21 protein-coding genes, 1 tRNA gene and 1 pseudogene are annotated in these 21914 nt (G+C 66.0%); 13 read left to right on the top strand and 10 right to left on the bottom strand.

The window, feature by feature from the left end:
• Window positions 1-431: 431 nt before the first annotated feature.
• From COA17_RS13785 to COA17_RS13780, 3 genes and pseudogenes are all read right to left on the bottom strand, one after another.
• Window positions 432-779 (bottom strand): annotated as a pseudogene (locus COA17_RS13785) (IS6 family transposase); the annotation flags it as partial.
• A 333-nt stretch (window positions 780-1112) separates the two neighbouring features.
• Window positions 1113-1373: a hypothetical protein gene (locus COA17_RS19435; RefSeq protein WP_176484916.1), complete on the bottom strand. Its 261-nt coding sequence runs from the start codon at window positions 1371-1373 to the stop codon at window positions 1113-1115.
• Window positions 1374-2156: 783 nt separating this feature from the next.
• The gene (locus COA17_RS13780; RefSeq protein WP_096613224.1) at window positions 2157-2339 is read right to left on the bottom strand and encodes a hypothetical protein; all 183 of its coding nucleotides are present in this window, start codon (window positions 2337-2339) and stop codon (window positions 2157-2159) included.
• Window positions 2340-2643: 304 nt separating this feature from the next.
• Here COA17_RS13780 and COA17_RS13775 point away from each other — a divergent pair, with 304 nt between their 5' ends.
• From COA17_RS13775 to COA17_RS20095, 12 genes are all read left to right on the top strand, one after another.
• Window positions 2644-3750, top strand: coding sequence for a glycosyltransferase (locus tag COA17_RS13775; RefSeq protein WP_096613192.1), 1107 nt, complete (start codon window positions 2644-2646; stop codon window positions 3748-3750).
• The gene (locus COA17_RS13770) at window positions 3747-4667 is read left to right on the top strand and encodes a glycosyltransferase family 2 protein (RefSeq protein WP_096613190.1); all 921 of its coding nucleotides are present in this window, start codon (window positions 3747-3749) and stop codon (window positions 4665-4667) included. Before COA17_RS13775 ends, COA17_RS13770 begins: the two co-directional genes overlap by 4 nt.
• Window positions 4664-5710, top strand: a complete 1047-nt coding sequence (locus COA17_RS13765) for a glycosyltransferase (protein WP_096613188.1) — start codon at window positions 4664-4666, stop codon at window positions 5708-5710. The genes COA17_RS13770 and COA17_RS13765 overlap by 4 nt, the downstream gene beginning before the upstream one ends.
• 1 nt (window position 5711) lies before the next feature.
• On the top strand, window positions 5712-6818 hold the full coding sequence (locus tag COA17_RS13760) for an acyl-CoA dehydrogenase family protein (protein ID WP_245857809.1): 1107 nt from the start codon (window positions 5712-5714) through the stop codon (window positions 6816-6818).
• Window positions 6818-7480 carry a PIG-L deacetylase family protein gene (locus COA17_RS13755; protein ID WP_096613184.1) on the top strand — a complete coding sequence of 221 codons (663 nt, stop codon included), beginning with the start codon at window positions 6818-6820 and terminating at the stop codon, window positions 7478-7480. The genes COA17_RS13760 and COA17_RS13755 overlap by 1 nt, the downstream gene beginning before the upstream one ends.
• Entirely contained in the window at window positions 7477-8055 is a 579-nt protein-coding gene (locus COA17_RS13750) for a class I SAM-dependent DNA methyltransferase (RefSeq protein ID WP_096613182.1), read from the top strand. The genes COA17_RS13755 and COA17_RS13750 overlap by 4 nt, the downstream gene beginning before the upstream one ends.
• The gene (locus tag COA17_RS13745) at window positions 8040-8897 is read left to right on the top strand and encodes a glycosyltransferase family 2 protein (RefSeq protein ID WP_342746881.1); all 858 of its coding nucleotides are present in this window, start codon (window positions 8040-8042) and stop codon (window positions 8895-8897) included. The genes COA17_RS13750 and COA17_RS13745 overlap by 16 nt, the downstream gene beginning before the upstream one ends.
• A gap of 142 nt (window positions 8898-9039) precedes the next feature.
• Window positions 9040-9246, top strand: coding sequence for a hypothetical protein (locus COA17_RS13740; RefSeq protein ID WP_096613180.1), 207 nt, complete (start codon window positions 9040-9042; stop codon window positions 9244-9246).
• 182 nt (window positions 9247-9428) lie between these two features.
• Window positions 9429-9578 (top strand): hypothetical protein, encoded by a 150-nt coding sequence (locus COA17_RS19430; RefSeq protein WP_176484915.1) that lies wholly within the window; start codon window positions 9429-9431, stop codon window positions 9576-9578.
• Window positions 9579-9713: 135 nt separating this feature from the next.
• A tRNA-Gly gene (locus tag COA17_RS13735) sits at window positions 9714-9787 on the top strand.
• Window positions 9788-9925: 138 nt separating this feature from the next.
• Window positions 9926-11173: a site-specific integrase gene (locus COA17_RS19070; RefSeq protein ID WP_141397102.1), complete on the top strand. Its 1248-nt coding sequence runs from the start codon at window positions 9926-9928 to the stop codon at window positions 11171-11173.
• Entirely contained in the window at window positions 11173-11295 is a 123-nt protein-coding gene (locus COA17_RS20095) for a hypothetical protein (RefSeq protein WP_281253328.1), read from the top strand. The genes COA17_RS19070 and COA17_RS20095 overlap by 1 nt, the downstream gene beginning before the upstream one ends.
• A 115-nt stretch (window positions 11296-11410) precedes the next feature.
• Here COA17_RS20095 and COA17_RS13725 read toward each other — a convergent pair whose 3' ends face one another.
• The 3 genes from COA17_RS13725 to COA17_RS13715 form a co-directional block, all read right to left on the bottom strand.
• Window positions 11411-12385 carry a DUF6607 family protein gene (locus COA17_RS13725; RefSeq protein WP_096613176.1) on the bottom strand — a complete coding sequence of 325 codons (975 nt, stop codon included), beginning with the start codon at window positions 12383-12385 and terminating at the stop codon, window positions 11411-11413.
• Between the two features lie 13 nt (window positions 12386-12398).
• Window positions 12399-14573 (bottom strand): TonB-dependent hemoglobin/transferrin/lactoferrin family receptor, encoded by a 2175-nt coding sequence (locus COA17_RS13720; protein ID WP_096613174.1) that lies wholly within the window; start codon window positions 14571-14573, stop codon window positions 12399-12401.
• Window positions 14574-14682: 109 nt separating this feature from the next.
• The gene (locus COA17_RS13715) at window positions 14683-15162 is read right to left on the bottom strand and encodes a hypothetical protein (protein WP_096613172.1); all 480 of its coding nucleotides are present in this window, start codon (window positions 15160-15162) and stop codon (window positions 14683-14685) included.
• A gap of 340 nt (window positions 15163-15502) precedes the next feature.
• On the opposite strand from COA17_RS13715, the gene COA17_RS19425 reads away from it, so the two are divergent.
• On the top strand, window positions 15503-15817 hold the full coding sequence (locus COA17_RS19425; RefSeq protein ID WP_176484914.1) for a PilZ domain-containing protein: 315 nt from the start codon (window positions 15503-15505) through the stop codon (window positions 15815-15817).
• Here COA17_RS19425 and COA17_RS13705 read toward each other — a convergent pair.
• The 4 genes from COA17_RS13705 to glgC all read right to left on the bottom strand — a co-directional run bounded on the left by COA17_RS13705 (window position 15780) and on the right by glgC (window position 21898).
• Window positions 15780-17510: a glycogen debranching protein gene (locus tag COA17_RS13705; RefSeq protein WP_096613170.1), complete on the bottom strand. Its 1731-nt coding sequence runs from the start codon at window positions 17508-17510 to the stop codon at window positions 15780-15782. The genes COA17_RS19425 and COA17_RS13705 overlap by 38 nt on opposite strands.
• Entirely contained in the window at window positions 17507-19126 is a 1620-nt protein-coding gene (locus tag COA17_RS13700) for an alpha-D-glucose phosphate-specific phosphoglucomutase (protein WP_096613168.1), read from the bottom strand. Before COA17_RS13700 ends, COA17_RS13705 begins: the two co-directional genes overlap by 4 nt.
• Window positions 19123-20574 (bottom strand): glycogen synthase GlgA, encoded by a 1452-nt coding sequence (gene glgA / locus COA17_RS13695; RefSeq protein ID WP_096613166.1) that lies wholly within the window; start codon window positions 20572-20574, stop codon window positions 19123-19125. Before glgA ends, COA17_RS13700 begins: the two co-directional genes overlap by 4 nt.
• A gap of 64 nt (window positions 20575-20638) precedes the next feature.
• Entirely contained in the window at window positions 20639-21898 is a 1260-nt protein-coding gene (gene glgC, locus COA17_RS13690) for a glucose-1-phosphate adenylyltransferase (protein WP_096613164.1), read from the bottom strand.
• Between the last annotated feature and the right edge of the window lie 16 nt (window positions 21899-21914).

The following is a 21914-nucleotide window of genomic DNA, read 5'->3' as shown; positions in this document are numbered from 1 at the left end:
GTCCGCCTCCGGTGCCCGGATCGCCTTGCGCACCACCTTGCGCGACAGGTGCAGGTCCCGCGCTATCGCCTTGATGGCCTTCCCCGACGCGTGCTCGCGCCGGATCCTCAACACCGTCTCCAATACCAGCATCCCGCTCTCGCCGCCTGACACACCGCCAAGCGAACAGCCTAGACCACCGGGATGAGGGGTCCCTTTTCGACGCCGATCACCCCGCTACCGGGGTCCTTTTTCCACGCCGATCCACAACGCAGCCGATCTTCTAGGCAATGGAAACTATCGCTGTCCTTCGCGATGGGTGATCGCGCTCGTCGTCCAGCACCATCCGTACCGCTCGCTCGCGGACCTCGGGCGCAAACTTGTTCGTCGTCTTGCTCATACAGGCTCCACCTTCTCAGGAGTTGGAGCCTCCGACAAACCCGGGGCGGTTCGCTGTCCAACACCTCGCCCTCATGATCCACCGCTCGCCAGAGGTAGACCATCTCGCCGTTCAGCTTCACGTACATCTCGTCCAGGTGCCAGCGCCAGTGACGAAAGCCGCGCATCCGGCTCACGCGCTGGCGGCGGATGTCACCGGCGAACAGCGGTCCAAACCTGTTCCACCACAGCCGCACCGTCTCATGGCAGATGTCGATCCCGCGTTCGAACAGCAGATCCTCGACGTTCCGCAGCGACAGCGGAAAGCGCACGTACATCAACACCACCAGCCGGATCACCTCGGGCGACGAGTTGAAGAGGCGAAACGGCGATAGCGGCAAGGCACCTGAGCGACGGGGCATCAGCCGACTTTACCAGCCCCTACCTCGTCTGCCACGTTCGTCTGACAGAGCCGTTTGACAGAGCCCTGGCGTCGCGTCGCCACCCGCTACGACCACTGCCCCACGCCTTCTTCTACGCCGTCATCGTCATCGTCATCGTCATCGTCATCGTCATCGTCATCGTCATCGTCATCGTCATCGTCATCCTGTGGCTGTGATCAACGAATCCTGGCCCCGACAATCTTTATCATCCAAAAGCGCATAGAACTTTATGCGGAAGAGCATTCGAGACCGCCCTATTCAAGAATCAGCGCTTCATCCGCAAACGAAAGAAGTATAATTATCCTATTATTCTTAAGGACAAGAAATATTATTCTGAGGAATATCGCGAACTAAATTAATAGCAACTTGATCAATCTCTATTCCATAAGAAAAATCTGTGAGATCATCTCCAAACAATATATCATTCTCTTTACTATATTCTTTATCGCAAGCTTTGCTCTCGTTTGCGATATCCTCGACGATCTCAAATCCGCCCAAGTTCTGATAAGTTTTTCCATTCGGCATAGAATAAATATCATTCAATACCTTTATTTGTGGCCACCATTCTTGCATTAATGCAAAAAGACTTTCCGGAGGCCCCTCGGGACAGACTCTAAAATAGCAACCAGAAGCAGCAAGCGCTTTCTGCGGATCCTCATCATACAGAGTTATCTAATATATCCATATTTATCTACGAAAACGCCCTGTTATACTATCAACATAGTGACCATCACCAGTGAACAGGATAGCATTTTTCTCTTTTCCGGATCAAACGTTAATGTGGGCCCCATGCCGCGAGTCAAATTCAACCCTAAACCCTGCGCGCCTATCTGAACTTTGCATACCTATAGGCCGCCCCTCAATTTCACCGAACTTTCCAAATTTCAGCTGTTCAGCCTTAAATCCTCGATCTCCCAACCACGACATGGCCTCGTTACGGGCATTCTCATAACCGTAGTGGGTGAATTTTTCAGTTAGACCATCTCTATTACGTTGACTTGTCCATAGTGCGTCGGGAGATATTGCGTCAGCGGCATCGGTGATGGCGCCTTTTAGCACATACTATGTGTGGCGGCGCTCGTTTTGCAGGGGGTTGGTGCGGGGGTGTGAGGCGGCCCGGTTTGTCTGCGCAGGCCCACGGCGGGGATAAGTGGAATCTTGCAGGTTGATCACGCCGCGATCAGAAGCGCGTGGCCGAATGTATCAGGTCCGGCATATCGCCGCGGCACGGGACGATGGTCGATAACAGACCAAAGCGGCGTGTCGGCTAAGCACGCCAAATGCCGCGACGCCATCCCGTGCCGTTTCCCATAAAAAAAGGCACCGAAGTCGCTTCGATGCCTTTCTCCGGCCCGCTCAGTCTTTTGCGCCGGTGCCCGGCTCGGTTGTCTTGGGCGCCTTGCCATCCTCGATCCTGCCTTCGTTGCGCAGTTCGCGGCCTTCTTCGGCTTTCCTCTGGCTTTCGGGCGACGTGCCGTGCTCGAACGCCTCTTCCTTGAGATAGCCTGCGGCTTCCTTGGCCTTGCCTTCGATGCTCATGACGAACTCCTTCATTGCCTGCAAACACAAGAAATAGAACGCCCACATGTTCCGATAGGAACGGCATTTATCGACATGACCGAGGGGAAGAGTTGCATAGCCCGTATATTGATCCCGATCAAAATCGGTCGAAGAAACATTGACCGGGATCAACCTCTCCTTCGCAATTGATACGCATCAATACGAAAAATACGGAAGGACAGGCGAAACCAACCGGAAGCTCGCGGAAAACAACTGACTTTTAGACGTTGGACGTGGGTCAGTCGCGATCCTTGTGCGCGGGGCGACAAGGAGAAGGGCGAGCATGAAGATCGCGATCATCGCGCACCTTAAATATGCGATCGGGCAACCGTTCGCCGGCGGTCTGGAAATGCATACGCATATGCTCGCCCGGTCACTGCGCGGACGCGGCCATGAAGTGACATTGTTTGCGTCGACCCATTCGGACCCGGCCCTGGGCGTCGAAGCGATCTGCGATGAAACGTCGTTGCTGGAAACCGGCGTGGCCGAAGCGGGCGACGTCGCCTTCTTCCGCGAACATCATGCCTATCTGCGCCTGATGACCGATCTGCGCAGCCGGTCGTTCGATGTCATCCATAACAACAGCCTGCATTATCTGCCGGTCTGCATGTCCGACACGGTTCCCGCGCCGATGGTGACGACGCTGCATACGCCGCCCTTCTGCTGGCTGGAAAGCGGCATCAGGCTGGGCAGGGGCAATATGCGCTACGTCGCCGTGTCGCAGGCGACGGCCGACATGTGGCGCCATGTGGCGACAGCGCGGCATGTCATTCCCAACGGCATCGACCTTCGCCAATTCCCCGGGCGCGCTCGACCGGACGATGACCCCTATCTGGTCTGGTACGGCCGGATCGTTCCCGAAAAGGGGCTCGACCATGCGATCGACGCCGCGCGCATGGCGGGTATGGCGCTGCGGATCGCCGGCCCGATATCGGACGAACGCTATTATCGCGACGTCATCATGCCGCGGCTCGGCCTCGACGCCGTCCATGTCGGACATCTCGCGCATGGCGACCTCGCACGGCTCGTCGCCGGGGCACGCGCGGCATTGTGCACGCCGCGTTGGGAAGAGCCCTATGGCCTGGTGGTGGCCGAAGCGCTGGCCTGCGGCACGCCGGTCGCCGCCTATCGCCGGGGCGGCGTGCCCGGCCTGCTCCATGCGGGGTGCGGCGTGCTGGCCGAGCCGGATGATATCGCCTCCCTTGCGGAAGCCGCGAAAGCCGCGATGCGGCTCGATCGCGCTGCCTGCCGCGTCCATGCCGAGCAGCATTGCGATGCCGAACACATGGTCGATCGTTACGAGGCGCTCTACACCGAGATGGTCGGCACGGCGGCGATCATGCCCTTCGGAACCTCGGCTTCCATGCCGGTCGTGGCCCATGTCGCATGACGCGGCAGGTGTGCGTCTGCATTCCCGCACGTAACGAAGCCGATCATATCGCCACCCTGCTCCGCGCGCTCGGTCAGCAGTCCGTCGCCGAGCCGTTCGTCGTCGCCCTGTGCATCAACAACAGCGATGACGGCACAGCGGAGGTCGCGCGCGCCGCGGCGGGAACGGCGCGGGGGCGATACGCGCTGGAGATCATGGAATGCCAATTCGCGCCGAACGATGCCCATGCCGGCACGGCGCGCAGAAGCGCGATGGACCTGGGCGCGCGCCTTCTGGCCGGCGACGATGCCCTGCTGATCTCCACCGATGCCGACTGCCGGCCACCCGAAAAGTGGCTGGCAGCGAACCTGGAGCATTCCGCACCCGATCATATCATCGGCGGCCGGATCGATATCGACGAAGAAGATCCTGCCGCCACGCCCGCCATGATGGAGATGCGACGCCGGTTCGACGCTTACTGGCACGCCGTTCGCGCGATCGAGGATCATATCGATCCGCTGCCCTGGGATCCGGCGCCGCGCCATGGCGACCATACCGGCGCCAGCCTGGCCCTGACGGTCGGCCTGTACCGCCGTGCCGGCGGTGTGCCGCCACTGCCCGTCGGCGAAGATGGTGCCCTCGTGCGGGCGGCGATCGCAGCGGGAGGCAGGCTCCTCCATCCGCCTGCCATATGGACGCGCGCATCACCCCGCACGGTCGGCCGAGCGCAGGACGGCATGGCGCAGGCCCTGCTGCACTGGACCGAAGCACTGGCGCGCGGCGAAAGCCCGGCGGTACCGGATTTTCGCCATTGGCAAGAGCGGGCCCGCTGGCGCCGCGAACAAAGGCCGCACCTGGGCACCCTGCTGCACGAGGCCGAGCAGCGCCTGCCGCCGCTTCCCTGCGACATACCCTTGCCGGGGCTGGAGGTTGGATGACCCGCCCGATCGGCTATTATGTGCACCATCACGGTGACGGCCATCGGCAGCGGGCCATCGCGATCGGGCAGGCGATGGATCGCCCGGTCACCCTGCTGGGCACGGGCCTTTCCGGGCGGAGCGGCGACCTGCCCTGCATCGACCTGCCCGACGACCGGCTGGATGACAGCTTCGCCGGGGTGGACGGCACGGACCGCCCCCCTGCCCTCCACTACGCCCCGATCGACCATGACGGCATACGTCGGCGCGTCGCCGCGCTCACCCAATGGATCGCGACGGCGCGACCGGCGCTCGTGATCGTGGACGTGTCGGTCGAGGTGGCAATGCTCGCACGTCTGGCATCGGTGCCGACCGTCTATGTCCGCCTGAACGGCAAACGGATCGACCGCCCGCACCTTGACGCCTTTGCGAGCGCGACCGCGCTGCTGGCACCGTTCCATGCGGCACTGGACGAGCCGGACCTGCCGCCGTGGGTGCGAAGGAAAAGTTTCCACGCCCCCACCATCGTCACGCCCGTATCCGACGCGCACGTCGCGCCCGGCGATCATATCCTTGTCGTGATCGGGCGCGGCGGCGCGCCTTCCGACGGCGAACGCTGGGCGCAGGCAGCCAGAGCGATGCCGGACAGGCCATGGCAGGTCATCGGTCCGTGCACCGCGCCGGCCGATCCGCCGCCCAATCTGTCGCTGCTCGGCTGGGTCGAGGATGCCGACCGCAGGATTGCCGAAGCCGGTGTCGTCATCGGCGCGGCCGGCGACGGGTTGCTCGCCTCCGTGCTGGCGCATCGACGACCATTCCTGTGCCTGCCCGAGCCGCGCCCCTTCGACGAACAGGGTTCGAAGGCGCATAGGCTCGCTGCGCTGAGCGCGGCCGTCGTCCTCGAAAACTGGCCGGATCCTGCGGCGTTTCCTCGACATATCGCCAAGGCGCAGGCGATGGCAGCTTGCTGGCCCGATGCCCTGTGCGAGGTCGGCGGCGCGGCGCGGGTCGCCGGATGGATCGGCGCCCTCGCCCAGCAATCGGACATCAGGAAAGAGGTATGACGTGACCGCACCTGCCCAGCCGTCGCCGGAGCGGCCGGACTTGCTTGTCGATGCGCTTGCCAAGTTGGGCGCGCGCTATGACGCCGCTCCGCATTTTCCGGTCGACAGCCTTCGCCTGCTGGTTCGTGCCGGCCTGCATCGGCGCTTCGCGCCCATGGCCTGTGGCGGCGAGCGCTTCGCAAGCCCACACGATCAGGCCAGGTCAATGGCTCTTGCGCTACGGCAGGTCGGGCGCGGCGACCTCAGCATCGGGCGACTGTTCGAAGGCCATGTCAATGCGCTGCTGCTGTTCGACTGGTTCGCGAACCCGGAACAGCGCGCATGGCTGAACGAGGCACTGGGGCGCGGGGCATGGTTCGGCGTATGGGCGACCGAGCCGGCACCCGGCGTCGCCATGAGCGCTGCGGCGCCGCATGTCCTGTCTGGCGAAAAGCACTTTGCGAGCGGTGCGGGCGGACTGGACTATGCGCTCATCACCATCGCCTGCGAGGGGTCCGAGCGCCGGCTGGCGATCGCCCCCGCCAACGACCCCGAGCGCGCCGACCTGACCGGATGGCGGGTGCGCGGCATGCGCGCGAGCGTCAGCGGACGATATAGCGTCGAGGGCCTGTGCCTTTCCGAAACCACGCTGCTGGGCGCGCCGGGGGATTATGATCGCAATCCACGCTTCACCGCCGGCGCCTGGCGGTTCTGCGCGGTCCAGCTGGGCGGGATCGAGGCGCTTCTTGCCGAAACCCGCCGGCTGATGCGCACGGCGGCGCGCGAGGACCCGGTGCAGAGGGCGCGCTTCGCTCAGGCCGCCGTCGCGACGCGCAGCGCCGGCTTCTGGGTGACGGAGGCCGCCCGCCGTTTCGCCGACGGCGCGCAGGACAGCATTGCCGTCTCCCGGCTGGCCCGTGGAGTGGTCGAAGATGCCGGCTTCGTCGTCATGGAAGCGGCTGCCCGCATCCTGGGCACGCGCAGCGCGCTCGACGGGGAGCGCGCGGACAAGATCATCCGCGATCTTTCGCTTTATCTGCGCCAGGCCGGTCCCGACCATGCCCGGGACGAAGCCGCCAAGGTGCTGCTCGACCACGATGTGTGGCCCGAGGACGATCGGCTTTGGTGATGGCGCAACCCTTGATCGCCAGCCGCTGGGCCGCCGCCCGCTGGCTGGTCGTGGCGCCGCATGCCGACGACGAGACGCTGGGCGCGGGTGCGCTGATCGCCCATGCCGCGAAGCACGGAAGGCTGGGCGGCGTCGTCTATCTGACGGACGGGACAGGATCGCATCCAGACGGCACACCACGTCTGGCGATCGTGCGCAAGGCGGAGGCGCGCGGCGCGTTGCGCCGGCTGGGTGCGGGCGATGTCCGGGTCGACTGGCTCGGCTGGCGCGACGCCCACCCGCACGAAGCAGGCAGCGCCGCCTTTCGCCGGAGCGCGGCCACGCTGGCGGGATGGCTGCGCGACCGCAAGATCGATGCGATCGCCGTCAGCGACCGGCTGGACCGGCATTGCGATCACCAGGCCGCCTATCGTCTTGCGCAGGCCGCCGCGTCCATCGCGCGGCGGGGGGTCTCAGTCTTCGGCTATCACGTCTGGAGTGTGCCCGCGGCAGGCGCCCGCCGGCTGAGGACGCCGCCGATGCCGCCGGGCAAGCGGCGCGCCGCCCTCCACGCGCATCGCAGCCAGACGACGCCGCTGCTCGGCGACGGCTTTCGTCTCGCCGCGCGGCAGGTGCGGATGCAGGCCGACGACATATTGACGTTGCGAAGGATCGCCTCATGACCGGATCGCTCGACGCCGCCTATTTTGACGGCATCTTCGCATCGGACGACGATCCATGGGGTCTGGCGAGCAGCGCCTATGAGGCGGCCAAGTTCGATCATACGCTCCGGGCGCTGTCCGATCGGCGCTACGACCGTGCGCTGGAGATTGGCTGTGCGCACGGCATCCTGACGAAACGGCTCGTCAGCCTGTGCGATACGCTGCTGGCGGTGGATATCAGCGCTCACGCACTGGCGAAGGCGAGGGAACGCATGGGCGACCATCGCGGGTTGATGCTGCGACAGATGGCGTTCCCCCGACAGACGCCAGACGATGCGGCGTTCGACCTCGTGGTGCTGTCGGAGGTCGCCTATTATTGGGGCGGGGTGGATCTGGAACGCGCTGGCGCGTGGCTGCGGTCGCACATCGTCGCGGGCGGGCGCGTGATCCTCGTCCATTACACGGGCGAGACGGACTATCCGCAGAGCGGCGACGAAGCCGTGGAAAAACTCTGGGCCGGCGTCGCGGACGATTTCAGCGTCGAGCGGGCGGAGCAGTGCACGGGCTATCGGCTCGATCTGTGGAAGCGGCGCTGATGGGGGTGTCGGTCTGCACCATCGTCCGTAACCGGCGCCCCCATCTGCAACAGCTTGTCGAGGGATTGCGCCGCAGCGTACTGCAACCCGAGGAACTGATCGTCGTCGACATGAGCGACGAGCCGGTGTCGCTATCGCGATGCCCCTTTCACGTGTGCATCGATCGGTTCGAAACCGCAGGCCTTCCACTGGCCGCGGCGCGCAATCGGGCCGCCCGGCTCGCCACGCACGACAAGCTCATCTTCCTGGATGTCGACTGCATTCCGCTCGCTTCCTGTATCGGCCGGCTGGTCGAGGTACTGACGGTGGAGGATGCGCTTCTCTGTGCCGACGTCCGCTATCTTGGGCCGGACGATGCGCGCGGGGCATGGGAGGAAAACGATCTGCTGGCGCGCGGTCGCGCTCATCCGGTTCGCAGCTTCCCCGCTCACGGTATCCGCGACGAGCGCAATCCCGGCCTTTTCTGGTCGCTCGCTTTCGCCATCCGGCGGGCGCGGTTCGACGCACTGGGCGGGTTCGACGAAGGCTTCACCGGCTATGGCGGGGAAGACACGGATTTTGGGTTTCGCGCGGCCGACGCCGGATCGCGACTGCTGTTCGTCGGTGGCGCCATCGCCTGCCATCAGCACCATGACGGCTATGATCCGCCGCTTCAGCATATCGCCGACATCGTCCGCAACGCCCGCTATTTTCAGCGGCGCTGGCAACGGTGGCCGATGGAGGGATGGCTGCGGGCCTTTGCGGATCGCGGCCTGATCCGATGGAATGACCAACAGCTCGATCTGTTGCGCCTGCCCACGTCGCGGGAAATCGACGCGGCGCGAACGCAGGCCTGGCCATGATGCCGGCGGATGTTGAAAGGGGCAAGACGCTCCGGAATGGTCAAACCTTGCACCGAAGACGCAGAAGACGTGGAGTTCGAGCGTCCGCGCCATCGAACTGAAATGGGGCGAGGTCCCGCTTGCGGCATTCGATCATACGCCAATGATCGCCAAGATCGTCGACTGGCGCGAGCATCAAAAGATGCCGCGTGCTGCAGACAATCGCGTTACGGTTCTGCGCGCAATACTCAAATACGGCGCTCAGCGTGGCGATCTGAAGATCGATGCAGCTGAAAAGATCACGAAGATTTACATCAACCGGCAGAAGGGCGAAGATCATTTGGACCAAGGAGGATCAGGCGACCTTTGAAAAGGCAGCGAGAGAAGTGCACCGCGTGGTGTACCTGGCCATTCTCTCCTGTTCGGCGACTGGGTTGCGGTGGGAAGACCTCGCACGAGTCACATGGTCGACAGTCGGGGAGTTCGCCATCGTCAAGAAGGCGATGAAGAGCAGATGGCGCAGATGTCCGCGGCACGTTCGCCACCTATCTCATGACCGAGACCGACCTCGCCGATGCCGAGATCGCCAGTATCATGGGATGGTCTGTCGATGAGTTTACGCAGATCTGCCGCATCTACGTCGGCGACACCGCCCGCCAGATTGCGCTTGGCAGGCACATCGCCCGAGGTCCGGCCAGGTGATGAATGCCACGGCACGCGGGCGATGCATGTTGACGGAAGGATGGGCCCCGTGGCATTGGCTGCCCCGCCCACTGTAAACCGGAACTATAAACCGGCGCCGTTCAGAGGGCCTTATCGACGCTAAGTCGTTGAAATGCGGGTGTAGCTCAATGGTAGAGCAGAAGCTTCCCAAGCTTACGACGAGGGTTCGATTCCCTTCACCCGCTCCACATTCGTGCTGAACCCACATAAATCCGCCATTCCGGCGTCCGGCCGCGCTTCACGGGACACCTGATTGTGCATCAGGCTGTGCCCACGATGGTATCGTACGCCCGCATGAGAGCTCCGCGCCGGCGTCCGGGCGAGACGTGGATTTGGCCTCGATTTCCTATCCGTGGCGGCGCGGCGCGCGCTATCACTATCGCCGCAGGTTGTACCTGCGGAAAATCGTCAACCGTCCTATAACGGTCCCTTTGGCCACCGCAGATCCGGCCGAGGCACGTCGTCTCGCAACCCGGCTCTCGGCGAAATGGGAGGTGTTGACGATGCAGATGTTCGATCGTGCCGGTCGCGGCTTTCTAAAAGCGGGCGAGTTGGAGAGCGTGTTCCGGGCGGGCCTGGACGAGGAGCTGGGGCTGGCAATGGCCTCCCGGCTCGATGGCGGCATGACGGCGGTGCACGACCGGCGCCCGCTGCGTGTCCTGGAGGCAACCTATCGTCCACTCGCCGACGTCCTTGCCGAAGTCGAGGCGATGCCGGCCAAGACCCCGCGCAGCGATCGCACGTTCAATCGTGACCTGACGATCATGGCGCGCTTCTCGCCCGAATTGGCCAAGACCGCGTGGCGACCGAAATTCGGCAAGGACCTGATCGTCGACTTCGGCGCCTTCACCACCTCGATCAAAGCCATTCCGGGCGAGACGGATCGGATGCCGTGGACCGAGGAGCAGCTGGTCTGTGCGTTCTCCAGCCCGATTTACACCGGCGGTAGCGGATGCAAGCGGCGGCTGAAGAACGATCCGAAAGCGACGGTCTGGCAGGACGCCGCCTATTGGGTGCCGCTGCTGCTGGCCTATACCTTCATGAGCCGCGAGGAAACCTGCGGTCTGGAATGCGTCGGGGTCATCGTCGACGTCACCACACCGTTCCTGCTCGTCAAAGCTAATATGACGAAGAGCAAGGACGGCATCCACGCGGCCGGCCTAAAGCGCGCTCACGCTACCGCGTCATCCCGCTGCAACCGGAAATCCTGCGCCTCGGCTTCGAGGACTATGTGGCGGCGATCGAGGCCGAAGGGCATAAGATGCTGTTTCCCGAACTCTATCGCGGGGATCTCGCAAAGCGCGGCGGCGTCCGATTCTACGCGACGTCCGGTCGGTACCTGCTCGATCATGTCGACAGGATCACGCCGCTCCTCCGCACCGCGTCGGGCAAGCGCGCCGATCTCCACTCGATGCGCACGTCCGGTGGGGGTGCGCTGGAGGATTTGCGCGCCAAGCAGATCCACGTCAACGATATCATGGGCCATGCGCGCAAGGGCACGGGTCCGCGCAACTACAATAAGGCGTGGTTCGCCAAAGGCGGTGCCGCGATCCTGGAAAAGCGGCTCGTGCTGATGTGCGAGGCGACGCCGAACGTCACGGCGCATCTCGCGCGCGCGCCGCTCGCCCTGCTGCCGCTGGAAGAGCGTTCGCGGACCGGGTCGTCGGTGGGATGCGCGTCCCGTAAGAAGGCGTGACGGTCGCCGCCTCGGCGCCGCTTCCCATGAAGGCGTGGCATCACGATCGGCACGATCGCGATGCCACGCCGCATCCAGACGAAAACGGATTACCGCGCGCGATCAGGTGCGCCCGTCACCCGATCGGGGCAGTACGCCCAGCGATCAGGGCTTGCGCCTCTGCCGATCCGGCGGCGGTGGTGATCTTGCCCGCCTGAATATCGTCGGCGATCGCCAGCAGGCGGGCGCTGATCACGGTGCCGGTTTCCGCTTCCTCCGGGATTGCGATGCCGCCCTTGGTGTCCGCTACCCGGGTCCATGCGACGCGCACCGCCGCCCAATAGTCGCTGGTCTTCGCCCAGTAATCGTCAGCGGCCTTTACGTCATAGCCGTCGAACCGTTCATAGGTGTTGAGCACCGACTCTTGGACGATGGGCACGGGCTTGCTGTCCTTCAGCGCCATCTTGGTATTGTCCTGCCAATGAATCCAGCCGGTCGGCGTCGGCTGGTGGCGGTTAATCGAATAATAGCGGTCGTAGACCGGATGGCGTACCGCATCGCGGCGCGCCAGCGGGCGCCACGTCCAATTCGACCGCCAGCGGCGGACACCCGCCTGCGTCTCGAACTGGCCCCATCCGGCGTAGCGTGGGCTGTCGTCGACCTGATAGACGGTCTGCGACCAGCGCCCGGCGCGCATCCGCTCCGGCACCGTCTCCCAAACCCATTTGCCTTGGCCAGCATAAATCAGCACGCGGGCGGGCTGATAGTCCCAGTCCTGTCGCCAATGCTTGATGACATGGGATTTGCCGTCATGCTCGACGACCAGCAGGTGCTGAAGTGCGATGTGATCGGGCGTGTCCTCGATCACGCGCACCACCTCGTTCCCGCCGGAAATCTTGCGCTCCAGCGGCGTATAGCCCGCCACCCACGGCGTCGTTTCCTGCATGTCGAAGCGCACCTTGTAGTTGCCCGCCATCGCCAAGATCTCGGCGCGGTCGGCGGCCTTCGCCGCCTGCGCCGCGGCGGCGGTCTGCTTGACCGGGCCATCGGCGAACGCGGGCATGGGCAGCAGCGCGAGCGCCGCGACGATCAGCATCGAGGGATTCTTCATGATGTCTGTCCTGTCAGAAGCGGAAGGTGAGCGAGGCGCTGGCGTTGCGGCCCGGCTGGGTGAAGGCGACCGGGGGCACATCGGCTGCGCCGGTCGGCAGGGGACGCGGCACCGACAGGCCGCGCACGTCGGACCACCACGCATAGGTGGCGTTGGTCAGGTTGAAGACGCCTGCGCGCAACGTCAGCGCATCCGTCAGCCGGGCGAAGACGGTGGCGTCGAGGATGGTGAAGGCGTCGGGCCGGAAACAGGTGCTGGAACACAGGCCGGTCGTGTCCTGGGCCGCCTTGCGCGCGCTGTGCGTCATGATGAGCTGTCCGCCGAAGCGGCCGGCTCCCGGCTCGCGCCACCCCACGCCCATCACCAGCTTGAGCGGATCGACCGTCGACAACGGCGTGGTCGTGCCGTCGGGCGCGATCTGGTCGCCCTTGGCATAGGAGACGGCGAGCTGTCCGGTCAGGCCGTTGCCCGCGCGCGCATCCAGTCGCGCCTCGGCGCCCTTCACCTTGGCGCGGTCCAGATTGATGAACTGGTACACGGCCGGATTGGTCGGGGTGAAGGCGCCGCTCACCACCTCCTGGCTGATGAAGTCACGGTAATCGGCACGGAAGACGCTGGTCGACAGGTCCACCGCGTCGCTGTTCAGGCGCAGGCCCGCCTCGATCGCCTCGCTGGTTTCGGGCCGCAAATTCGGGTTGGGGGCCGAGGTGTAGCCGAAGGCGAGGTTGGAGAAGAACTGGTTGATCTGCCCCGGCTCCGGCGCGCGGAAGCCACGGGCATAGCTGGCGAACAGCCGCACCGTCGGCGCGAGCGCCAGCACCGCGCCGATGCGCGGGCTGACCCGGTCGGCGGACTGCCCCGCGCCGGTGAATTGCGGCAACAACGGGTCCTTGTCCGGCGACAGGCGATACCAGTCGTAGCGCAGCGCGGGGTGCAGGGTCAGCGGGCCGATGCCGATCTCGTCGCCGACGAACGCGCCCGCCAGGGTAAAGTCGGTGCTGGGGAATGCACGGGTCGGGAAAGTCTCGCCCGCCGGCGGCACCGTGCCGTCGCGCACGCCCCGCTGGCGTAGCACGCTGACATCGGCCCCCGTCACCAGCCGATGGGTGATCCCGCCCGTGGCGAAGCCCAGCCGCACCTCGCCCGAGCCGCCATAGACCCGGTTCTCCAGCGTGTTCAGCCGGGTACGATCGGCCAGCGTGCGGCGATCCTCCGCGCTGAACTGGCGGTTCTCGGCGTCCTGAACATAGACCGCCGCCCGCGCGAACTGGACGAGCCCGGCGCCGTCATAGGTCCAGTCGAGCGCGCCGCGCCAGCGCTTGCCGGTATCGCGCGCCTGCAATCCCGCCACGCTGGCGTTGATGCCGGTCAGCACGTCGGTCGCCACCCGGTTGTCGAGATATTCGCCGGTGGCGCGAAGGCGTTGGCCGGGCGCGACGTCCCAGACCAGCTTGCCCATCAACGCATTGGCCTGTCCGTCCTGCGGATTGGGCGCAGTGCGGGTGACGCCGGTGCCCTCGACGTCGCCCTTGTTCTTCAGCTCGGAAAAATCGCGGCGGGTATAGGCCAGCATCGCCGACACCGCGCCCGTTTGCCCTGCCACCACCGCCGACTGGGTGAACTCGTCGTCGGCCGAATTATACTGGGTCCGCAGCGACCCGCCGAAGGTCCTGGCCCCCGGAATGTCGGCCGGATCGCTGGTCGTGAAGCTGACCGCGCCTGCCAGCCCGTCGCTGCCGTACAGCGCCGAGGCGGGTCCGCGCAGGAACTCGACCGACTTGATGAGGCCGAGATCGACATAATCGCCGCGCCCGACATCCTGTGCCCCGAAGCTGAACCCATAGGGAACGCGCACCCCGTCGACCTGGATCAGCACGCGGTTGCCGCCGATACCGCGAACGACGAAGCCTTCATTTCCCGCGCGTCCGGTCGATCCCATCGCCGCGCCGAACCGGGTCGGCGCGCGCCGCACGCTGATGCCGGGCTCGAAGCGGACCAGATCCTTGATGTCGGTGGCAAGTTCGTCGGCGATCTCGTCTGCGTCCTTGACCGAGACGGTGACCGGCGCGTCCTGCGCCTCGATCGGCGCACGTGTCGCGGTCACGACGATATCGCGCTGCTCGATTTGTTCTTCGCCCCCACTCGCCGGATCCCCAAGCGCTGCCAGCGCCGCCAGCGTCCGAAACATGACCCACCCCCCATTGGCTATCGACTATCAGTCGCAATAAGGGAGCGCTTGAGGATCGGCAATCAGAATATGCGAATGCGTCTCATTATGCCAACCGCTTAGTTCGGTGTCAGTTGCGATCAGGGTCGAGCGCGGCACAAGATATCGGATCGCCGGGGTGGGCGATGCAAACAACGGAAGTGCGCGCCAGTCGAACAGGTGCGCCCGCAGCTGACGGGTTGCAGCCATGTGTCCGTGACGTGCCGGCCGACCAGCAGGAACAACAGGCGGCAACGACGTCATCCTCGAAGGGATTGCCCGCCCAGTGCCACCAGATCCGGCAGCGTCCATCGTCCAGGAGAATGTCGTAATTCCGGTCGATCAGCCGCGACAGATCGTCGTCGGGCAGGTCCGCACCGGTCTGCCCCGCAACCCTTGCATAGGCGTCGTCGGTCCATTGCCACGTCTTTTCGTCGGCATGGCGTGGCAGGTCCCGCAGCATCCCGACATGCATCGAGAGGTTGGTGAAGCGTGGCCGTGCCTCTTTCACCCATAGGGCGAAGGCAGCATCCTGCGCGGTCATCAGGTCATAGTTCCCGAAGCGCGGCATGGGATCGTCCTCCCATTCGAACTCCGTCCCATCACCAAAGGGGAGATCGAGGGGGCAATGGAATGGGTAGACCCGGACCGCATCCCAGTCGCCGAGATGGAATGACGAAGGCTGGCCTGGTGGTCGCAGAACCGCGAACCGATCCGCTTTGAAAGCGCTGCCTATTCCCGGGGAGATGACGGACCCGACATGGCCCGTTTGACAGCAGCAGCCTTAATCAGACGGGCTTAACAGCCCTCCAAAATCGCGGTGAATGGCAATTCCGACGTTGTTTCGAAACAAATATCTTCCCGGCACGCCGCTCACGTCTTTTTTACCCCCGTCGGCTATCGTGGGCGGCATGGCACAGGCGAAGATCGACGATCACGAACAGCGGGCCGACATGCGGTTGGCGGCGGATTGCCGGGCGGTGGCGCGGGTGGCGTTGCCGGTGACGGTGGTGGACGTGTCGCATCTGGGGGTGCGGGTGCGGGCGGGGGTGGCGTTGCGGGTGGGGTCGGTGTTGAACCTGTCGCTGCCCGGCGAGCTGATCCGGCATGCGCGGATCGTGTGGGGCGATGGCGAGATGTTCGGGTGCGAGTTCGCCAAGCCGTTGACGGACGCCGAATTATTGCGCGTCAGCGAGGCGACGCGGGACGCCCGTCCGCGATCGTGACCGTCCGCGCGGGGCGATCGACCGTCACGCGCACGTCGTCCAGCTGCATCACGAAACCCGGTGCGCACGCCCAGTCGGCGTCCAAAAGCGGCGTCCCGTCGAGGGAAAACCACGACAGATCGTGACGAATCGCGGCGGTGCGTAGCGGGGACGCACCGCGACGAAGCGCGGACAAATGCGCCACGAACGCCTCCAGATCGCGGTTTCGGCCCGTCCAGTCGAGCCAGGTGACGTCATTGTCCTGCGCATAGGCGTTGTTGTTGCCGCGCTGCGTGCGCCCGAATTCGTCCCCGGCACACAAAAGGACCGTACCGCGCGCGGCAAACAGCGTCGCCAGCAGCGCGCGGGCGTCCGCGTCGGGATCGGGGCTGATCCAGCACAGCTCGCCATGATGGCCGTCGCGATTGTCCTCGCCATTGGCGTGGTTGCGGCGATCGGCGTAGCGGACGGTATCGGCCAGCGTGAAGCCGTCGTGCGCGGCGACGAAATTGACGCTGCGGGTGCGGTCGGCGCCGAAGATGTCGCTGGACCCGGCGATCCGCGTCGCCAGCGCCCCCGCCCCGCCGTCGCCGCGCCAGAAGCGGCGGACGTCGTCGCGGAAGCGGTCGTTCCATTCCAGCCAGCCGTCGGGAAAGGCACCCAACTGGTAGCCGCCCGGCCCGGTATCCCATGGCTCGGCGATCATCACGCGGCGCGACAGCAGCGGATCGGCGGCGATCTCCGCGAAGACCGGCGCGGCCGCGTCGAACCCCGGCCCGCGCGCCAGCACCGTCGCCAGATCGAAGCGGAAGCCGTCGACCCCCGCCTGCGTCACGAAATGGCGCAGCGACGCCAAGAACAGCCGCCGCACCGCCGGGTTCGCGAAATCGAGCGTATTGCCGGTCCCGGCATCGTTGATGAGCGTGCCGTCGGGCGCGCGCGCGTACATGGCATCGTCCAGCCCGCGCAGCGCCAGCGTCGGCCCCATCAGGTCGCTTTCGCCGGTATGGTTGAAGACGAGGTCGAGGATCACCCCGATCCCGGCAGCGCGCAGCGCCGCGACCGTCGCGCGCAGTTCCGCGATGCCGCCAGGCGCCAGCCGCGGATCGAGCGCCATCGGCACGACCGGATTGTAGCCCCAGGCGTTCGACAGGCCGAGCGGCGGCAGGTGGCGTTCGTCGATCCACGCGACGACCGGCATCAGTTCGACCGCGTCGACGCCGATATGACGCAGATGCGCGATCACCGCGGGATGCGCCAGTGCGGCGATCGTCCCGCGCTGCGCCGCAGGCACGTCGGGATGCCGCATCGTGAAACCGCGGACGTTGAGTTCGTAGATCACCCCGCCCGGTTCGAACAATGGCGGCAGATCGAGCGCGGGCAGCGGGGCGGTGACGATCGCGCGCGGCACCAGCGCGGCGGTATCCTGACCGACGACACCCAGGCGCGGATCATAGGCGAACGGACGGTCGAGCGTGACGGCTTCGGGATCGACGAGCAGCTTGGCCACGTCGAACGGTGGCGGGCCATCGGCGCGATAGCCGTAGCGCGCGCCCTCCCCGATACCGGCGACCGTGACACGCCAGTCGTCGCCGTCGCGCGCCATCGCGATACGGCGTTCCCCGTCGTCGTCGAACAGGCACAGCCAGACGGCGTCGGCGCGCGGGCTGCGCACCGAAAAGACGACGGCGTCGCCCGCGAGCGTCGCGGTCACGTCACCACGTCGGGACGGGTGCGGCCGGTGTGGCGCGCGATCCCGGCGATCTCCTCCGCCGCGGCGACGATATCGGCCAGCATCGTGCCGGTGTCGGTATCGAGATAGCCGTCCGCCGGCTCATAGCGTTCCAGATAGACGCGCAGCGTCGCGCCGCTGGTGCCTGTGCCCGACAGGCGGAAGACGACGCGGCTGCCGCCGTCGAACAATACGCGCACGCCCTGATTGGCGCTGATCGACTCATCGGTGGGATCGCGATAGGCGAAATCGTCCGCAGCGGCGACGGTGAGCGGGCCGAAGCGCCGCCCCGGCAGCGCCGGCAGATCGGCGCGCAACGCGGCGATCAGCGCGTCGGCGGCGGCGCTGTCCACGCCCTCGTAATCGTGGCGGGCGTAATAATTGCGGCCGAAGCGCGCCCAGTGGTCGCGCGCGATCTCATCGACGCTCTTGCCGGTTGCGGCAAGGATGTTGAGCCACAGCAGCACCGCCCACAGGCCGTCCTTTTCGCGGACGTGGTCGCTGCCGGTGCCCGCGCTTTCCTCGCCGCAGATCGTCGCCATGCCGGCGTCAAGCAGGTTGCCGAAGAATTTCCACCCGGTCGGCGTCTCGAATGCGGGGATGCCCAGCGCGGCGGCGACGCGATCGGCGGCGGCGCTGGTCGGCATCGAGCGCGCGATCCCCTTCAGCCCGGCGGCATAGCCGGGGGCGAGATGCGCATTGGCCGCCAGCATCGCCAGACTGTCCGACGGGGTGACGAACCGCCCGCGCCCGATGATGAGGTTGCGATCGCCGTCGCCGTCCGACGCGGCACCGAAATCCGGCGCGTCGGCGGACATCATCAGATCGTACAGGTCGCGCGCATGGACCAGATTCGGGTCGGGGTGGTGCCCGCCGAAATCCTCCAGCGGGGTACCATTGCGCACCGTGCCGGGCGCGAAACCCAATCGGCGTTCGAGAATCTCGATGGCATAGGGGCCGGTCACCGCGCTCATCGCGTCGAACGCGACGGTCAGCCCGGCGGCGCGGATCGCGTCGAAATCGAACAGCGTTTCCATGAGATCGGCATAATCCGCGACAGGATCGACGATCTCGACCGTCATTCCCTCCACCGTCACCTCGCCCGGCGTGTCGAGGTCGAGGTCGGGGCCGCTGGCGGCGTGCCATTGCGTGATCGACAGCGTGCGCGCGTGGATCGCCTCGGTCACCTTTTCGGGCGCTGGGCCGCCGTTGGCGACGTTATACTTGATCCCGAAATCCTCGTCCGGGCCGCCCGGATTGTGGCTGGCCGACAGTACCAGCCCGCCCAGCGCGCCGCGCCGCCGGATCAGGTGCGAGGCGGCCGGAGTGGACAATATGCCCCCCTGGCCCACCACCACGCGCGCGAAGCCGGCGGCGGCGGCCATGCGGATCGCGGTCTGGATGACGGTGCGGTTGAGGTAGCGCCCGTCGCCGCCGATCACCAGCGTCGCGCCCTGCTTCCCCTCCACCACGTCGAACACCGACTGGATGAAGTTTTCGGCATAGTTCGGCTGCTGGAAGACCTTCACCTTCTTGCGCAGGCCGGACGTGCCCGGCTTCTGATCGCCGAACGGCTGGGTCGGGACGGTACGGATCATGCAGTGCAAAGCCCCCGGTAGAGTTGGGCGTAGCGCAGGCCGCTCTTCGCCCAGGAAAAGTCGCTGCGCATCCCGCGCCGCTGGATCATCGCCCAGCGATCCGGCGTGGCGTGAAGCGCGATGGTGCGCGCGATCGCGGTATGGAGTTCGTCGCGCGACACATGGTTGAACTGTATCCCGGTCGCGACGCCGGCGTCGAGCGCGGCCTCGTTCGCGTCGATCACGGTATCGGCGAGCCCGCCGGTGCGCGCGACGACCGGCACGCAGCCATAGGCCAGGCCATAGAGCTGGGTCAGCCCGCACGGTTCGAAGCGCGACGGGATCAGGATCGCGTCGGCCCCGCCCTGCAACAGATGCGACACGGGTTCGTCATAGCCGATGCGCACGCCGATGCGCCCCGGATGGCGATCCGCGGCAAGGCGAAAGGCATGTTCGAGCGCCGCGTCGCCCGAACCGAGCAGCGCCAGCCGCCCGCCCGCCGCGACCAGCGCGTCGAGGCATTCGGCCAGCACGTCCATGCCCTTTTGCCAGGTCAGCCGGCTGATGACGGTGAACAGCGGGCCGTCACCGGCGTCCAGCGCGAACTGCGCCTCCACCGCGCGCTTGTTCGCGGCGCGGCGCGGCAGCGTGCGATCGGTGTAGCGCGCGGCCAGTGCCGCGTCGGTCGCGGGGTTCCACACCGCCGGATCGATGCCGTTGACGATACCGGTGACGCGTGCGGCATGCGCGGCGACCAGCCCCTCCAGCCCCATGCCGAACGCCGGGTCGAGGATTTCGCGCGCATAGGTGGGGCTGACGGTGGTGATCGCGTCGGCGCTTTCCAGCCCGCCCTTCAGCAGGCCGACGCCGCCGTAATATTCGACGCCATCGATCGCAAAGGCTTCGGCCGGAAGAGCGAGATCGGCGAACACCGCGGCATCGTAGCGGCCCTGAAAGGCAATATTGTGAACCGTCACCACCGTGCGCGCGGGGGTGCCGGGACCGGGGGCGTAGCGCAGATAGGCGGCGGAGAGCGCGGCCTGCCAGTCGTGCGCGTGGAGGATATCGAACCGCCGCCCCCTGACCGCGCCGGACGCCAGATCGGCGGCGGCGCGCGACAGCGCGGCGAAGCGACGCCAATTGTCGTCCCAGTCGCGCCCCAGCGCATCGGTGTACAGGCCGCCGTCGCGCGCGAACAGCACGGGCGCTTCCAGCACCAGCAGCGGGTGCGTGCCGTCGAGCGTGCCCGCCAGCAGCCGAGCGGGCGTGCCGAGCAGGTCGGGCCAGCGGTGGATCGCGCGCGGCTTGTCGAGCGAACGCAGCACCGCGGGATAGCCGGGCAGCAGCGTCGTCACCGCCACGTCGTGCGGGGCGAGCGCGGCGGGAAGCGCGCCGACGACATCGGCCAGACCGCCGGTCTTGACCAGCGGATAGGCCTCCGACGCGACCGAAAGCGCCGCGATGGTCATCGCGCGCGACCGCCGCCAGCGGCGGGGCACGAACCGGCGGCGATGCGCACGGGGCACCGCATCGTCATCCCAGCGCGTCGATCATCGGCTGGGTGATGAGCGAGATGCCCTTGTCGGTGCGGCGGAAACGGCGCGCGTCCAGCTCCGCATCCTCGCCCACCACCAGCCCGTCGGGGATCACCACGCCGCGATCGATCACGACGCGCGACAGCCGCGCACCGCGCCCGATCTTGCAATAGGGCAGCACGACCGCCTCATCGAGCGAGGAGAAGCTGCGCGCGCGGGTGCCGGTCGACACCAGGCTGCGATGGATGTTGGCGCCGGAGATGATGCAGTCGCCGGAGATCAGGCTGGACACCGCCTGCCCGCGGCGCCCGTCCTCGTCATGGACGAACTTGGCGGGCGGAGTCAGCTCGGCATAGGTCCACAGCGGCCATTCGCGGTCGTAGAGATCGAGCTGCGGCACGACGTCGGTCAGGTCGATGTTCGCTTCCCAATAGGCATCGACGGTGCCGACGTCGCGCCAATAGGCGGCGGGTTCCTCGGGCGAGCGGACGCAGCTGGCGGAGAAGCGGTGCGCGACCGCCTTCGCGCCCGTCACCAGATGCGGGATGATGTCCTTGCCGAAATCGCGGCTCGACCTGGGGTCGGCGGCGTCGCGGCGCAGTTCCTCGATCAGCGTGCGGGTGTGGAAGACGTAGATGCCCAGGCTGGCGAGCGCGACGTCGGGCTGGCCGGGGATCGCGGGGGGATCGGCGGGTTTCTCGACGAAATCGACGATCCGGTCGTTCGCGTCGACATGCATCACGCCGAACGCCACCGCCTCCATCCGCGGCACCTCCATGCACGCGACGGTGACGTCGGCGCCGCTGTCGACATGCTGGCGCAGCATGATCTCGTAATCCATCTTGTAGATATGGTCGCCGGCCAGGATGACCATGTACTCCGGCGCGATATCCTCGATGATGTCGATGTTCTGGTACACCGCGTCGGCGGTGCCTTCGTACCATTGGAACTCGCTGATCCGCTGGCTGGCGGGCAGGATGTCGAAGCTTTCGTTGCGTTCCGGGCGCAGGAAGTTCCAGCCGCGCTGCAGGTGGCGGATCAGTGAATGCGCCTTGTACTGGGTCGCCACGCCGATGCGGCGGATCCCGGAATTGAGCGCGTTCGACAGCGCGAAGTCGATGATCCGGCTCTTGCCGCCGAAATAGACCGCCGGCTTCGCTCGGGTATCGGTCAGCTCCTTCAGCCGGCTGCCGCGTCCGCCTGCCAGCACATAGGCCATCGCGTCGCGTGCTAGCGGCTGACCCCGTCGTTCGTCCACGTCGCCTCTCCCCATC

Source organism: Sphingomonas ginsenosidimutans, assembly GCF_002374835.1.
GTDB lineage: Bacteria > Pseudomonadota > Alphaproteobacteria > Sphingomonadales > Sphingomonadaceae > Sphingomonas > Sphingomonas ginsenosidimutans.
The sequence above is the reverse complement of the archived record's forward strand: the minus strand, read 5'-3'. Positions and strand labels throughout refer to the sequence as shown.

What these genes read in the sequence shown, in the direction of transcription:
- COA17_RS19435 (WP_176484916.1), bottom strand. Translation starts at nt 1,373, where the DNA reads ATGCAAGAATGGTGGCCACAAATAAAGGTATTGAATGATATTTATTCT.
- COA17_RS13780 (WP_096613224.1), bottom strand. Translation starts at nt 2,339, where the DNA reads ATGAGCATCGAAGGCAAGGCCAAGGAAGCCGCAGGCTATCTCAAGGAA.
- COA17_RS13775 (WP_096613192.1), top strand. Translation starts at nt 2,644, where the DNA reads ATGAAGATCGCGATCATCGCGCACCTTAAATATGCGATCGGGCAACCG.
- COA17_RS13770 (WP_096613190.1), top strand. Translation starts at nt 3,747, where the DNA reads ATGACGCGGCAGGTGTGCGTCTGCATTCCCGCACGTAACGAAGCCGAT.
- COA17_RS13765 (WP_096613188.1), top strand. Translation starts at nt 4,664, where the DNA reads ATGACCCGCCCGATCGGCTATTATGTGCACCATCACGGTGACGGCCAT.
- COA17_RS13755 (WP_096613184.1), top strand. Translation starts at nt 6,818, where the DNA reads ATGGCGCAACCCTTGATCGCCAGCCGCTGGGCCGCCGCCCGCTGGCTG.
- COA17_RS13750 (WP_096613182.1), top strand. Translation starts at nt 7,477, where the DNA reads ATGACCGGATCGCTCGACGCCGCCTATTTTGACGGCATCTTCGCATCG.
- COA17_RS13740 (WP_096613180.1), top strand. Translation starts at nt 9,040, where the DNA reads ATGATCGCCAAGATCGTCGACTGGCGCGAGCATCAAAAGATGCCGCGT.
- COA17_RS19430 (WP_176484915.1), top strand. Translation starts at nt 9,429, where the DNA reads ATGACCGAGACCGACCTCGCCGATGCCGAGATCGCCAGTATCATGGGA.
- COA17_RS20095 (WP_281253328.1), top strand. Translation starts at nt 11,173, where the DNA reads ATGTGCGAGGCGACGCCGAACGTCACGGCGCATCTCGCGCGCGCGCCG.
- COA17_RS13725 (WP_096613176.1), bottom strand. Translation starts at nt 12,385, where the DNA reads ATGAAGAATCCCTCGATGCTGATCGTCGCGGCGCTCGCGCTGCTGCCC.
- COA17_RS13720 (WP_096613174.1), bottom strand. Translation starts at nt 14,573, where the DNA reads ATGTTTCGGACGCTGGCGGCGCTGGCAGCGCTTGGGGATCCGGCGAGT.
- COA17_RS13715 (WP_096613172.1), bottom strand. Translation starts at nt 15,162, where the DNA reads ATGCCGCGCTTCGGGAACTATGACCTGATGACCGCGCAGGATGCTGCC.
- COA17_RS19425 (WP_176484914.1), top strand. Translation starts at nt 15,503, where the DNA reads ATGGCACAGGCGAAGATCGACGATCACGAACAGCGGGCCGACATGCGG.
- COA17_RS13700 (WP_096613168.1), bottom strand. Translation starts at nt 19,126, where the DNA reads ATGATCCGTACCGTCCCGACCCAGCCGTTCGGCGATCAGAAGCCGGGC.
- glgA (WP_096613166.1), bottom strand. Translation starts at nt 20,574, where the DNA reads ATGACCATCGCGGCGCTTTCGGTCGCGTCGGAGGCCTATCCGCTGGTC.